We start from the raw sequence: 14,643 nt of genomic DNA on the forward strand, positions 1-14,643 counted from the left end.
TTGTTATACTTTTTTCTAGAAAATCTTGTCATTCCGAGGAACGAGGAATCACATTAGAAATTCCACAAAGTGAGTCGCTAATCTTTGTCGATATACGCGTGTGATTCCTCGTCCCTCGGAATAACAAACAAATCTTTATTTCTTTCAAAATTTAATATAAATTTGTTTCACAAAGCAAAAAAAACTTGAACAAAACCAGAATCAACTATTTCTTCATTTTTCTAAGCATTATTTTCCTTGGAACCCTTTTTAGAAAAATCTCTTTTATCCCCTTATGGATTGGCGATTTTCTCTATGCCGTAATGATTTATTCTTTGGTTCGAATATTTCTTCCATTTAAAGATGCTTTAGTTATTGCATTTCTTTCTTTATTGATTTGTTATGGAATTGAGTTTTTACAATTGTATCAAGCAGAATGGATTATTGAACTCAGAAAAACAATTTTTGGAAGATATGTTTTAGGACAAGGTTTTTTATGGTCGGATATTTTGGCTTACACTTTTGGAATCTTATTTGTTTTTATGATTGAAAAAATCACTTTGAAGTATCTCAATCAAAAGTCTGCGTGATTTTATCAATATTTAAACTGTTCGCCATTGCCATAAATATTTGATAATACGTTCCTTTATTATCATACAATTGATCATGGGTTCCTTTTTCTACACAACGTCCTTTTTCTAAAACGATGATGTTCGATGCATCTATAATCTGAGAAATACTGTGAGAAATTATTATAACGGTTCGATCCTTTTTGATCGCATCTAGAGATTTTTTAATTTGCTCTGTTGCAATCGCATCTAGACTCGCGGTTGGTTCGTCAAGAAAAATAATTGGCGGATTTTTTAGAAACAATCTCGCAATGGCAATTCGCTGCTGTTGACCTCCAGAAAGCAAATGCGCATCAGAATCGTAACCTTTTGGCAAATGTATCACCTGCTCGTGAATATAAGCCTGTTTTGCTGCTTCAATAACTTCTTCCTTCGAAGCTTCAGGTTTTCCGTATAAAATATTTTCGGCAATTGTTCCTTTAAAAATATGATTTTTCTGAAGTACCAAACCAATATTTTTTCGAAGAAAATCAGTATCGTAATCTATCAAATCAACTCCATCTAAAAAAATATGGCCAGATGATGGCAGATAAAACTTATCCAATAAATTAATTATCGTGCTTTTTCCTGCACCACTCAATCCAACCAAAGCAGAGGTCTCATTGGGCTTTACGGTAAAATTAATATCATAAAGCGCTTGTGTTCCATTTGGATATACAAAATCTACATTTTTCACTTCTATTAATCCAATAATTTTTTCTGGGATATAATTACCGCTAGTTTCTGTCTCCTGCTCTGCTTCTAAAATATCAAAGAATCCTTCAGAATAAATTAAAGCATCATTTACTTCATCATAAATTCGGTGTAATTGTCTAATTGGAGATGAAACATTATTAAATAACATAATATGAAACATGATAGCTCCAATTGTCATTTGATTATTCAAAACAAAATAAGCAGTCAGAATAATTATAATTACGACTCCTATCTGCTCGACAAAACTTTTAATGCTTTCAAAAATAAAACTGGTTTTTCTTGTTGCCAGCTGATTTTCTGTCATTTCGTATTGAATCTTTTCATGTCGATCGGCTTCTGTCGATTCACGTACAAAAGATTTAATTACTGTTATCGATTCAATTAAACTAATGATTCCGTTATTCTTAGTTTCTCTATAATTACGCATTCTTCGTCGAAAACCGCTAAGTTTTGTAGCTTGTAATTGACTGATATAAAAATAAATAGGAATAATAAACAAGCTCACCAATCCAACATAAACATTAGCATAAAACATAATTACCAAGGCCACAAAGGCATTTGCAAATAAAGGAAGAATGTCAATAAAGAAATTTTGCACCAATCGTGTTAAACTGCTAATTCCGGCATCAATTCTGGTCTGCAATTTTCCGCTTTCATTTTCGTCAGAAGTGTAAAACTCCATTCTGTAACTCAGAATTTTTTCAACTATGGTTTGAGAAATATCTCTTGTGATAAAAATACGGAGTTTTTCTCCATAGAATTTTTGTCCGAACTGCACAATTGAGTTAACCAATTCCTTTGTAAGCAATACGATACTAATAATTCCTAATAAATGAAATCCTTTGGATAAAGGTTCATGCGCAACCATTAAATTATTTATGGTATCAACAGTATATTTTAAAATAATAGCGTTTACCTGCGCCGCAAAAGATCCTAAAAATGTAAGCAGTAAAGTTGCAATTACCATCTTTCTGTACGGCTTTACAAAGGGCAGGATTTTTTTATACAGTACAGATAATTGCATTTATTTTATTTTTAGGCTTCATATCAAATATAAGAATTCTAAATTTGTGTTGGAAATCATTTAAACACATATTATATGAAACTCGTTTTCGCTTCAAACAACAAAAACAAAATAGCAGAAATACAAAGTATGCTCCCAGAAAGCATTAAAATATTAAGTTTAGAAGATATTAATTGTTTAGAAGATATTCCGGAAACAGCTGATACCATTGAAGGAAATGCTATTTTGAAAGCAAATTACGTAACAGAGAAATATGGTTACGACTGTTTTGCAGACGACACAGGTCTGGAAGTAAACGCACTAAACGGCGAACCAGGAGTTTATTCTGCGCGATATGCAGGTGAACAGAAAAATGCCGATGACAATATGAATAAACTTTTGAAAGCGTTAGAAAATAACGAAAATCGAAACGCTCAATTTAAAACAGTTATCACTTTAAACCTAAAAGGAAAACAATATTTATTTACTGGAATTGCAAAAGGAGAAATTACAATAACTAAAACAGGTACAAATGGTTTCGGTTATGATCCCATTTTTAAACCTGAAAATTTTGACAAAACCTTTGCAGAACTGCCTTTGGAAGTAAAAAATAAAATAGGCCATCGCGGAAAAGCAGTCCACCAACTAATTGATTTCCTGAACGCCACAAAATAATTGTTTCAAATACAACATTTTAAGCTTCAAATTTTACATTTTAAGACGTGTTTTTTTAACAAATTCCTGATTTCTTTCAAAAAATCATTTTACAAAAATCGTAACTTTTTGATAATCAAATCATAACAAATGTATAATTCTTGAAATTGCATTAGTTTATCTGAATAATTAGCTGTAATTTTGCACCCTATTTTAAATACATATATGAATAAATTTGAACAATTAGGATTGAATGAATCGTTACTGAAGGCGATTTTAGATCTAGGATTTGAAAATCCGTCAGAGGTACAGGAAAAGGCGATTCCCCTATTATTGGAAAAAGACACAGATATGGTTGCGTTGGCTCAGACAGGGACAGGGAAAACGGCAGCTTTCGGTTTTCCGCTAATTCAAAAAATTGATGCTGACAATAGAAACACACAAGCATTAGTTTTATCGCCAACACGAGAACTTTGTTTACAGATTACCAACGAACTTAAAAACTACTCAAAATACGAAAAAGGTATTAATGTGGTAGCAGTTTACGGCGGGGCTAGTATTACAGAGCAAGCCAGAGAAATTAAGAGAGGAGCACAAATTATTGTGGCTACTCCAGGAAGAATGCAAGACATGATTAACAGAGGTTTAGTTAACATTAAAAATATAGATTACTGTATTCTTGATGAGGCTGATGAGATGTTAAACATGGGATTCTATGAAGACATCGTATCTATCTTATCAGATACTCCAGATCAAAAAAACACATGGTTGTTCTCTGCAACTATGCCACAAGAGGTTGCTAGAATTGCAAAACAATTCATGAGCGAACCTGTTGAAATTACTGTTGGAGCTAAAAACTCAGGTTCTGCAACAGTTTCTCACGAATTTTACTTAGTAAATGCTCGTGATCGTTACGAAGCTCTAAAACGTTTAGCTGATGCTAATCCAGACATTTTCTCTGTAGTTTTCTGTCGTACAAAAAGAGATACACAGGCTGTAGCAGAAAAATTAATTGAAGATGGATATAGCGCCGCTGCGTTACACGGAGATTTATCTCAAGCGCAACGTGATGGTGTAATGAAATCTTTCCGTGGAAGACAAATTCAGATGCTTGTTGCTACTGACGTTGCTGCACGTGGAATTGATGTTGATAACGTAACTCACGTTGTAAACTACCAATTACCTGATGAAATTGAAACGTACAACCACCGTTCTGGCCGTACTGGTAGAGCTGGAAAATTAGGTACTTCTATTGTAATTGTTACAAAAAGTGAATTACGTAAAATTTCTTCTATCGAGAGAATCATCAAACAGAAATTCGAAGAAAAAACTATTCCATCTGGAATTGAAATCTGCGAAATTCAGTTGTTACACTTAGCAAACAAAATTAAAGATACTGAAGTTGATCACGAAATTGATAACTATTTACCAGCAATCAACAATGTTCTTGAAGATTTATCTAAAGAAGAATTGATTAAGAAAATGGTTTCAGTAGAATTTAACCGTTTCATTGCTTATTACAAAAAGAACAGAGATATTTCTACTCAGTCTTCAGACAGACGTGAAAGAGGTGATTCTGAACCAAGAGAATTCAATAATAACGGAGCAGTTCGTTATTTCGTAAATATCGGTTCAAGAGACAATTTTGACTGGATGTCATTAAAAGATTACTTGAAAGAAACATTAGATTTAGGTCGTGATGATATCTTTAAAGTTGACGTAAAAGAAGGATTCTCATTCTTTAATACTGATCCTCAATTTACTGATAAAGTAATGGATGTTTTAAATAACGTTCAATTAGAAGGTCGTCGTATTAATGTTGAGATTTCTAAAAATGACGGAGGCGGAAGACGTGACCATAACAACCGTGGTGGCGGACGTAATTCTGGTGGACCAAGAAGAGAAGGAAACTTTGCTCCAAGACGTGAAGGCGGATTTAGAGGAGACAGAAATTCTTCAAGAGATGGTGGATCACGCGAAGGTGGATCACGTGAAGGTGGTTTCAGAAGCGATAGAAATTCAGCTCCAAGAAGAGAAGGTGGTTTCAGAAGTTCTGCTCCAAGAAGTGAAAATGGTAGCTCAGACAGAGCTCCAAGACGTTCTGACAACTTCGGCGACAGCTCAAGACCAAGAAGAACTAGAAGAGATTAATAACTTAATCTCTTAAAATATAAATCCCAAATTCCAAGCATAATAGGAATTTGGGATTTTTTTTACCCAAAATCTTTCTCCTTGCCACTTTTTAGTTAAATACTAAAAGCAATACTTTTTTTGCTTTGTTAATTTTCTTATAATTAAATTCCAAGACTACGAAATATTTAATCCCGATTTACTACTTTTAGTGCTTTAAATCAGGATATGAAATATTTCGCAGTTTTCTTTTTTACACTACTAGCCAACTTTGGTTTTGCGCAAGATACGCAGCCAACAGTTCCACAAAGAGTTTCAGGTTATATTATTAATGACAACAGCAAACAGCCACTTGGTGGTGTAAACGTCATTAACACCAACAAAGTACGAGGTGCAAAATCTGATGAGAAAGGATATTTTGAAATTGATGTTCAGGTTAACGATACGCTACATTTCTCTATTTTAGGATTTCAATCTCTTAGAATTAGAGTTACAAATGACTGGGTAAAAAATAAAGTAACCCGAATTCAGCTTACTGAAAAAGCAATTGCATTAGAAGAAGTTATTATTGCTCCTTTTACTTTAACTGGATATCTTGAAATCGATTCTAAATTAATTCCTACTAAAGAAAATTATCGTTATAGCATTTCTGGTCTTACACAAGGTTATGAAGCAGGAGAATATGCACCAAATGCATTTGGTAAAGTCCTCGGTTCTATTTTTAATCCTGCTGATATGCTTTATAATTTCTTTGGTAAAAACGGAAAAGAACTCAAGAAACTGAAAGAAATGAAGAAAGATGATACTGTTAGAAATCTTTTAGAATCGAAATATGACCGTGAAACGGTTGCCGTCTTGCTAGGTATCAGCAAAGATGAAATCCCTGAAATTATGCATCGCTGTAATTATTCTGATTCTTTCATTCAAACTGCAAACGACCTTCAGATTATGGATGCGATCAGCGCATGTTATGAACAGTATAAAGTACTGAAACGTAATTAAGAATCTCTATTATAACAAAAATCTAAATCCTCAATTTTTAAATTGGGGATTTTTTTTACTACTCCGGATATTAATTTCGCTATATTTACTTACAAAGACAATAAAACAATCAAAAATTAAAAATTATGGCAAAAGGTCAAGATGCTAAAAAAAGCGCAAAAAAAGAACCATTAAAAACGGCTAAAGAAAAAAAAGAAGAAAAAAGAGAAAAGAAAAATTCTCCTAAAAGAGATTAATTAGTTTTCAGTCGCAGTCGCAGTTTTCAGTCTCTAAGGAAACTGAAAACTGTGACCGAAAACTGAGAACTTTATTTAACTGGAATATTCGAAAGAATTTCCAATACAAATTTCCAATATTTTTGTGCAGATGAAATACTAGCTCTTTCTTCTGGAGAATGTGCTCCATGAATTGTTGGACCAAAAGAAATCATATCCATTTCTGGATAATTTGTTCCTAGAATTCCGCATTCAAGACCTGCGTGACAAGCTACAACTTTAGGCTGTTCACCATTTTGCTTTTCGTAAATATCTTTTAAAACTTCTAAGATTTCAGAATTTACGTTTGGAGTCCATCCTGGATAAGATCCTGAAAGTTCTACTTCACATCCAACCAATTCAAAAGCTGAACGTAATGAATTTGCCAGATCAAATTTTGAAGATTCAACTGAAGAACGAGTTAAACAACCTACTGAGATTTCACCATCTTTAATAATAACACGAGCAATATTATTCGAAGTTTCTACCAAATCAGCCATATCAGCGCTCATTTTATAAACTCCGTTATGAGCAGCATAAATCGCTCTAATAACTCCTTCTTGAACTCCTAAATCCATCACTTTTTCAGGCAAATCTCCTTTTACGATTTCAATAGACAAGTTAGGCTCTGTAGTTTTATATTCTGCTTTGATATCAGAAATAATTTCCTGCATATCGTACACATACGCTTCATCGAACATTTGAGAAATGACTACTTTGGCAACACTTTCTCTTGGAATTGCATTTCTTAAACTTCCACCATTAACTTCAACGATTTGCAAACCAAAGTTTTCAAATGCGTCAAATAACAAACGATTCATGATTTTATTCGCATTTCCTAAACCTTTATGAATATCCATTCCTGAATGTCCTCCGTTCAAGCCTTTTACTGTAATAGTATAACCAACAGAACCTTCTGGAACTTCTTCTTCATGATAAGTTCTTGTAGCCGTTACATCAATTCCTCCTGCACATCCGATATCAATTTCATCATCTTCTTCAGTATCTAAGTTCAATAAAATCTGACCTTGAAGAATTCCTCCTTTTAGATTTAGCGCACCAGTCATTCCTGTTTCTTCATCAATCGTAAACAATGCTTCGATTGCTGGATGCGGAATAGTTGTACTTTCTAAAATAGCCATAATTGTTGCTACTCCTAATCCGTTATCAGCTCCCAATGTTGTACCACGCGCACGAACCCAGTCACCATCAACATACATATCAATTCCTTGTGTATCAAAATCAAAAACAGTATCTGCATTTTTTTGGTGCACCATATCCAAATGCCCCTGCATTACAATCGCTTTACGGTTTTCCATTCCTGGAGTCGCTGGTTTTCTAATGATTACATTTCGAATTTCATCTTCAAAAGTTTCTAAACCTAAGCTGTTTCCAAAGTTTTTCATAAACTCAATTACACGTTCCTCTTTTTTAGACGGACGGGGAACAGCATTTAAATCTGCAAATTTATTCCAAAGTTCTTTTGGCTCCAGATTTCTTATTTCCTGACTCATTATATTTTGTTTGAAGTTTAACATTTAAGAGCTTCAAAGTTACAAAGTTTAATTGCTTTTTTAGCCACGAATTTCATCAATTAGCACAAATTATAATGGCTAAAAATAAAAAAAAATTTGATTGTTATTGTCACACAGTGACATTTGGTTGGTAATAATAAAAACAGCAAGCGTCAATCAGGCATCCCTTTCGTAACGCTTGAATTCAATTGAATTGTTTTTTCTACCAACGAAATGTTCCTCTAGGAACATATAAATAAATTTTCTAAAAAAACGAACTGAACTTCTTTTTAATTATTATTTTTATAAAAAACCAAAACTGTGAAATCAAAATATATTCTTCCTATATTTCTTTTAGTTCAGATTATCTTTTTAAGGATTCTAAGATATTTTCCTGATTATGTCGAAGGCTTTTACAGCAATAATATATTCCTTAGAATTTCTCATTTTTTAAGAATTGGTCTTGGCAAAATTCCTTTTTCACTTGGAGACTGCATTTACGCCTTTCTTATTTTAGCAATAATTGGATGGTTTTGGAAAATCCGAAAAACTTGGCAAACAGATTGGAAAGACCATATTTTGACCATATTAAGTAAAATTTCTGTTTTTTATTTTTTCTTTCATTTGCTTTGGGCTTTTAATTATTATCGTGAGCCTCTATTTGAAAAAATGGAAATTAAAAGAGAATATACTGATGCCGATCTTTTAGATTTTACTCAAAAGTTAATTAGCAAAACGAATGAAATTCAGTATCAAATTACTAAAAATAAAAATTCGAAGGTTGTCTTTCCTTATTCGCAAAAAGAATCTTTTCATATGATTTTAAATGGTTATGACAATTTAGCAAAAGAACATCCTTTTTTTAAATACAAAACACTAAGTGTAAAAAATTCACTGTTTAGCGTTCCATTAACTTATATGGGATTTGGTGGTTATTTAAATCCTTTTACAAACGAAGCACAAGTTAATGATCTATTGCCCATGTATAATTTTCCGTTAACAACATCCCATGAAATGGCACATCAAATTGGATTTGCCAGCGAAAGTGAATGTAATTTTATTGGCGTTTTGGCTTCTGTTAAAAATGACAATTTGTATTATCAATATTCAGGATATAGTTTTGCGCTTCGTTACTGTTTAGGAATTTGGCAATATAAAAACGAGAACGTTTTTAATCAATTAAAGAAAAAAGTTAACATTGGAGTTTTAAAAAATTATCAGGAAAGCCAAGATTTCTGGAAAAAATATGACACTTTTATCGATGAAGGTTTTCATTTTCTATGGGATAATTTCTTGAAATCGAATAACCAAAAAGATGGAATGGACAGTTACAGTAAATTTATAGATTTGATGATCAATTATTATAAAACAAGAGAATTATAGTTTTTTTTCCACAGATTACACGAATTAAAATGATTTTTTAGATTGAATTAATCTGTGGCAGAAAAAAATAAGATATTAACTGTAACAAAAATGATTTCATAACTACTAATCATTTTATGAGCGAAAATCTAGAACAGTCATTTGTTGCGCAACTGCAGGCAAATCAGAATATAATCCACAAAATTTGTAGATTGTATACTGCCGGCGAAGATGCACATAAAGATTTGTTTCAAGAAATCACCATCCAGCTTTGGAAGGCTTATCCAAAATTTAGAGGCGATAGTAAATTTTCAACATGGACTTACCGTGTTGCGCTAAATACCGCAATCACTCTATACCGAAAAACCAAAAGAACTATTTCTACCGTAGATTATGAAAACCATCAGCATTTTGTAAAAGATGTTGATTACAATTATGAAGAAGAAGAACAAATTAAACTGATGTACAAAGCAGTTTATCAATTAAATGACATCGAAAAAGCATTAGTTTTTATGTATTTAGAAGACAAAGATTATCAAGAAATAGCTGAAACATTAGGGATCAGCGAAGTGAATGCGCGCGTGAAAATGAACAGAATTAAGGGGAAACTTAAAAAAATACTAAATCCTTAAAAATTATTATGAAAGAACTGGATTTACTAAAAAAAGACTGGCAAAAGAACACTGCTTCTTTTCAACAAATTTCTGAGACCGAAATCTACAAGATGATTCATAAAAAATCATCTTCAATTGTAAAATGGATTTTGATTATCAGTATTTTGGAAATTTCTTTTTGGACTTTTTCGAACTTATTTATCAATACAGATGATGTGCTTCGAAAAATGAATCATCCTGAAATTGTTACAGCCTTAGAGATTTTAACCTATTTCAATTATGTCGTAGTTTTAATTTTCGTGTACATATTCTACAAAAATTACAGAACAATTTCAACTACAATCTCGACAAAATCGTTGATGAGTTCTATTTTAAAAACTCGCAAAACCGTTCAGTATTACGTTTGGTATAATTTAGGAATGATTGTAATAACATCAATCTTAAGCTTCTTTATTGCATTTGTCTACAATCCGGACATGGCATTTCTTAGAGAAAAATTAGCCTTAAATGGAAGAGCAATGTTTGTTACTGTAGGTATATTAATTCTGGTAATATTAGGTTTCTTCGGATTGTTCTGGTGTTTCTACAGAGTTATTTACGGAACACTTTTACGTCGATTATATGCTAATTATAAAGAGTTGAAGAAGATAGATTTATAATTTAAGTTGCTAAGGTTCTGAGATTCTAAGATTCTAAGTTTTGAAAACTTGAAACTTGAAACTTGAAACTTGAAACTTGAAACTTGAAACTTGAAACTTGAAACTTGAAACTTGAAACAAAAAAAATTAATACTCCCACTGTCTTAATCTGTTAAGTTCTTCTTGTGCTTTAATTTCTTCGGCAGGAATAACTTTTAGAAAAGATGGATGTTGTTCGATTGCGTATTCTACTTTTTCTACAATTTCGTCGATTGTATCATTTTCATAATCAATATCTAAAGGTTCTTTGATAATGAAAGATTGGAGAATTCCTTTTTTCTTCATGCGCAATCCTTTCTTGTCAAATGAACGGCGGAAACCGTCAATAACAATAGGAATTACGATTGGTTTGTGTTGTTTAATGATGTGTGCGGTTCCTTTGCGGACAGGTTTGAAAGATTTTGTAGTTCCTTGTGGAAAAGTAATTACCCAACCATCTGCAAGAGCAATTTTGATGTTTTCGGTATCGTTCGGATTTATTTCACGTTTTTCTGTAACATCTACGCCTTTTGCACGCCAAGTTCTTTCCACCGTAATTGCTCCAACATAAGCCAAGATTCTTGGCAATAAACCAGCCTGCATTGTTTCTTTTGCCGCAACATAATAAATATTCATCTTAGGTTGCCACAAATAACCAATATTCTTAATATTATCCTCACGCCCTGATAAACTTGCATTAAACACATGAAACATCGCTACAACGTCTGCAAAATAAGTTTGGTGATTTGAAATAAATAAAACATTAGAATCTGGAAGCGTTTTAATAATTTCAGACCCTTCAATCTGTAATTCGTTAAAACCTCTATATCTCCTATGCGTCATGGCCCCCAAAATACGGATCAACCATTTCTTGATGAATAATATATGCCCAAAAGGATTTCTTTTAAACAATCCCATAACTAATTTATCTTATTTTTATGTTAAGTCGCAAACATACAAAAATTATTCTTTCAGCAACACTCAATAACACTTTCTACTACTAATAGTTATCCAAATGAATATCAAATTGTTAAATAAACATCAGTTGTTCTGATTGTCAAAAGTTATTTTCAATACATCTCTCAATTCGCTTAAAATCATTGCCGTTGCTCCCCATACTACATGATTTTGAATATTAAATGCAGGAACTAAAATATTAGCACCATAAGAAGTTGACAATCTAGCTTCAATTATTATTTCATCATTTAAAAAAACCGACAAAGGCAATTCTATAATTCCGGCAACTTCTCTAATATCTGGATAAAAAGCCAGTTCTTCAGTTGCAATTCCTAAAAAAGGATGCACCAAAAAATTACTCGGCGGAATGTACATGGGAGAAAAATGTTTAATAATTTCAATTTTATCTCTCGTTATTCCTACCTCCTCATGCGTTTCTCTTAATGCTGTTGTTTCAAAATTCAAATCTTCTTTTTCGAATTTTCCGCCTGGAAATGCAATTTGAGCAGAATGAACTCCATCATAAGTATTTCTGACAATCAAAACCAGATGTGTTTTTCCCTCTTTAGGGTAAAACAACATCATCACTCCTGCCATTCTCGCGTTTAAAGCTTCGATATCAATATTTTTTAATCCCTCAATTCGCTCTTTTGGAGCCATTTTTAAGTGTGAAGCTACTGCTGGCAATTCAATCGGAATTATATTGGGAACATATTTCAAAAAGTCTTGAAAATTCATAATCAAAGCTTATTTTTGTACTTTTAAATAAAACATAAATATACTTCAGAAAACGCAGTACCGCAAGTTTTCTAAAATTAAAGCCTAAAAAATGTACAGCAGAGAAGAATCACAACGAATAAAAAGAGAATTTTGGGTAGCTTTTGCCGAAAAATATCCGCGTAAATGGGTACTTTATGATACCAAAATTAAAGACTTCTCTTTTAAGTTTTTTGTGGACAATAAAAAAGCACAGGTTTTAATTGATATTGAACAAAGAAGCGATGAAAAACGCATTGCTTATTTTGAAAAACTGGAAGCTTTGAAAAATATTTTGGAAGAAGAATTTATTAAAAACCTTGTCTTTGAGAAAAACTTTACTTTAGAAAGTGGCAAAACTATCAGCCGAATTTGGGTTGAAAAACTTGGCGTTGGTTTCAGCAATAAAAACACTTGGGATACCATTTTTGACTTTTTCAACGAAAACATGCATGCTCTCGAAATGTTCTATTTAGAATATGATGAGTTTATTAAGGATGTTGAATAAATACTTTTTATCTTATCGCTTAAGCGAAAAATGTCCTGATGCAGTTTTACCATTATCAAATATCATTTTAAACCAATAATCTGTTGAAGGCATTGGACTTCCATTAAAATTACCATCCCAACCCAAATTAGGACGCAATTCTTTTAATAGCATCCCAAATCGATCGTAGATGAAAACAGCATAATTATCAGTAACTCCTGTTATCTCCCAACTATCGTTAAATCCATCTCCATTTGGAGTAAAAAACTTAGGTATATTATAATTTGCTTCTTCGTTTTGTTGACAATCGGAAATTGTTTTTAACTCAATTTCAATATTTTCATAACAACGTGGATTATTTTTATTTGAAATGCTGACATTAATTTTGTCAAAAAAAGGCTCAACATTTGAATAATTGGAAGGCAAAGGCGATGGTAAATTATTACCATTTTTATCTGTGTATCTAAAAATGAAATCTTCAGAATTTGCAATTAGATCTTTTTCAATAGTGGAGAGATTAAATTTAGAAGAAAACCCATTTCTTAAGTCTGCACACGCGGTAAGAGTTGGAATTGTGTTAACTATAGGCTTTTTGGTATCTATATAATCATAAGTATTAAAAATATAAACCGTTCCTGCATAACGCATGTAATTGTTACCATTTGCATCTAACGCATCCCAAAACGCCCCTATAACCAAATCATCTTTAAACAAAGACATTGAGCCCGCAAACCAATCGCTATTTCGCTTTATATTAGATTGTACCGTTTGATACTCATTCCACTTGCCATCAGTTCCTTTTTTAAACATGTATACACGTCCAAAAACTTTTGATAAATTTCCGCTAGCATCATATTCATATTCACTAGCCCTAACAGCTATTTGATCATTATATATTTCCATTTTGTTTCCAAAATTGAAAATCTGTGCAGAACCATCAGAAGCTCTTAATTTCTGATGTCCAATCCAATTTCCGTTTGTACTTTTCTTAAAAATATAAACAGAACCTAACATGGTTAATTCACCTCCTCCATCACCACTCAAATAAGAATCATAATCATCTTCGCTTTGAGCAGCAATCATGATTCCATTTTCATTGATTCTTACCACCTCACCAAATCTATCTTGTAATCCTCTAAAATCGTAAGCTGTTAACTTTTTAGTTTCTAACCATTTATTAGAGAGTAGACTTTTTTCAAATACATACGCAGCTCCTTCCCAATTATCACCTTCTTCGACTGCTCCAATAACAATTGTATTTTCAAAAACAGCCACGGAGTTACCAAATGTATCTCGTCTTTGTCTGTCGCTTGCCACAATTTTTTGCATAAATTTCCAAACATCATCATTATCTTTAAAAAAGACATATGCGGCTCCAGCGTTTTCTAAATAATTATCTAAATTAGCGTCAGTGCTGTTGTAAGAAGAGCCGATGACCATAATGTTGCCCGAAATCGAAATATCAGCCCCATAATTGTCATCAAGAGAATTTTCAATTCTTGCGATTTTTTGAGTAAATACATATTGATCAGAACTGTTCCTTTCGTATAAGTATATCGCATTTCCATTAGAAAAATCTGGATCACAACCTGCGACTGCAAGAATTTTATCGGTCATAAATAGCCTGTATCCAAAACTGCAATAATTTCTTGCATCTGGAAGCGAAAGTTCTTGGTATATATTCCAACCATCGCAATCTTGTTTTGCTATATATACTTTTCCGGCATTTTGAACACCGTCGACATTAACTAAATTTGCACCATATGCTGAATAACCTTTAAAAGTTGCTACGGCACAGCCAAAAGCATTCTCTATATCACGAACTGGCTCAACAATCTTAAAGTTTTGTTTCCATTCTTGAGATGATACAGATAATACAGCAAAAAATAATAAAATCGAAATCTTTTTTTTTATTCTCATAGCTAATTG

Annotated in this window: 13 protein-coding genes; 8 read left to right on the top strand and 5 right to left on the bottom strand. The window is 32.4% G+C overall.

Annotated features, from left to right (window positions below; genetic code table 11):
• The first annotated feature begins 185 nt into the window (after positions 1 to 185).
• Positions 186 to 569, top strand: a complete 384-nt coding sequence (locus LL966_RS08590; protein WP_229352441.1) for a ribosomal maturation YjgA family protein — start codon at positions 186 to 188, stop codon at positions 567 to 569.
• Here the strand turns inward: LL966_RS08590 and LL966_RS08595 are convergent.
• Positions 550 to 2,328 (bottom strand): ABC transporter ATP-binding protein, encoded by a 1,779-nt coding sequence (locus LL966_RS08595; protein WP_229352442.1) that lies wholly within the window; start codon positions 2,326 to 2,328, stop codon positions 550 to 552. The genes LL966_RS08590 and LL966_RS08595 overlap by 20 nt on opposite strands.
• Positions 2,329 to 2,403: 75 nt before the next feature.
• Here LL966_RS08595 and LL966_RS08600 point away from each other — a divergent pair, with 75 nt between their 5' ends.
• The 3 genes from LL966_RS08600 to LL966_RS08610 all read left to right on the top strand — a co-directional run bounded on the left by LL966_RS08600 (position 2,404) and on the right by LL966_RS08610 (position 6,093).
• On the top strand, positions 2,404 to 2,982 hold the full coding sequence (locus LL966_RS08600; protein WP_229352443.1) for a non-canonical purine NTP diphosphatase: 579 nt from the start codon (positions 2,404 to 2,406) through the stop codon (positions 2,980 to 2,982).
• Between the two features lie 204 nt (positions 2,983 to 3,186).
• Positions 3,187 to 5,112 (top strand): DEAD/DEAH box helicase, encoded by a 1,926-nt coding sequence (locus LL966_RS08605; RefSeq protein WP_229352445.1) that lies wholly within the window; start codon positions 3,187 to 3,189, stop codon positions 5,110 to 5,112.
• Between the two features lie 207 nt (positions 5,113 to 5,319).
• Positions 5,320 to 6,093 carry a carboxypeptidase-like regulatory domain-containing protein gene (locus tag LL966_RS08610; RefSeq protein ID WP_229352446.1) on the top strand — a complete coding sequence of 258 codons (774 nt, stop codon included), beginning with the start codon at positions 5,320 to 5,322 and terminating at the stop codon, positions 6,091 to 6,093.
• Between the two features lie 307 nt (positions 6,094 to 6,400).
• Here the strand turns inward: LL966_RS08610 and LL966_RS08615 are convergent, their stop codons facing one another.
• Complete coding sequence (locus LL966_RS08615; protein WP_229352447.1) at positions 6,401 to 7,861, bottom strand: aminoacyl-histidine dipeptidase; 1,461 nt, start codon at positions 7,859 to 7,861, stop codon at positions 6,401 to 6,403.
• 321 nt (positions 7,862 to 8,182) lie between these two features.
• Between LL966_RS08615 and LL966_RS08620 the strand changes: the two genes are divergently transcribed.
• The 3 genes from LL966_RS08620 (at position 8,183) to LL966_RS08630 (ending at position 10,496) form a co-directional block, all read left to right on the top strand.
• A complete protein-coding gene (locus tag LL966_RS08620; protein ID WP_229352448.1) occupies positions 8,183 to 9,244 on the top strand; it encodes a DUF3810 domain-containing protein in 1,062 nt (353 codons plus the stop codon).
• A gap of 116 nt (positions 9,245 to 9,360) precedes the next feature.
• Complete coding sequence (locus LL966_RS08625) at positions 9,361 to 9,855, top strand: RNA polymerase sigma factor (protein ID WP_008462500.1); 495 nt, start codon at positions 9,361 to 9,363, stop codon at positions 9,853 to 9,855.
• Between the two features lie 8 nt (positions 9,856 to 9,863).
• Positions 9,864 to 10,496 (top strand): hypothetical protein, encoded by a 633-nt coding sequence (locus LL966_RS08630; RefSeq protein ID WP_229352451.1) that lies wholly within the window; start codon positions 9,864 to 9,866, stop codon positions 10,494 to 10,496.
• A gap of 126 nt (positions 10,497 to 10,622) precedes the next feature.
• Here LL966_RS08630 and LL966_RS08635 read toward each other — a convergent pair whose 3' ends face one another.
• Together LL966_RS08635 and LL966_RS08640 are read right to left on the bottom strand one after the other, a co-directional pair.
• Positions 10,623 to 11,432 carry a lysophospholipid acyltransferase family protein gene (locus LL966_RS08635; protein ID WP_229352453.1) on the bottom strand — a complete coding sequence of 270 codons (810 nt, stop codon included), beginning with the start codon at positions 11,430 to 11,432 and terminating at the stop codon, positions 10,623 to 10,625.
• Positions 11,433 to 11,555: 123 nt separating this feature from the next.
• Positions 11,556 to 12,209, bottom strand: a complete 654-nt coding sequence (locus LL966_RS08640; RefSeq protein ID WP_229352455.1) for an NUDIX hydrolase — start codon at positions 12,207 to 12,209, stop codon at positions 11,556 to 11,558.
• A 91-nt stretch (positions 12,210 to 12,300) separates the two neighbouring features.
• Between LL966_RS08640 and LL966_RS08645 the strand changes: the two genes are divergently transcribed.
• A complete protein-coding gene (locus LL966_RS08645) occupies positions 12,301 to 12,735 on the top strand; it encodes a DUF4268 domain-containing protein (protein ID WP_229352456.1) in 435 nt (144 codons plus the stop codon).
• Between the two features lie 12 nt (positions 12,736 to 12,747).
• On the opposite strand, the gene LL966_RS08650 is transcribed toward LL966_RS08645, so the two are convergent.
• On the bottom strand, positions 12,748 to 14,634 hold the full coding sequence (locus LL966_RS08650) for a T9SS type B sorting domain-containing protein (protein ID WP_229352457.1): 1,887 nt from the start codon (positions 14,632 to 14,634) through the stop codon (positions 12,748 to 12,750).
• Between the last annotated feature and the right edge of the window lie 9 nt (positions 14,635 to 14,643).

The organism is Flavobacterium chungbukense (assembly GCF_020805785.1).
Lineage (GTDB): Bacteria > Bacteroidota > Bacteroidia > Flavobacteriales > Flavobacteriaceae > Flavobacterium > Flavobacterium chungbukense.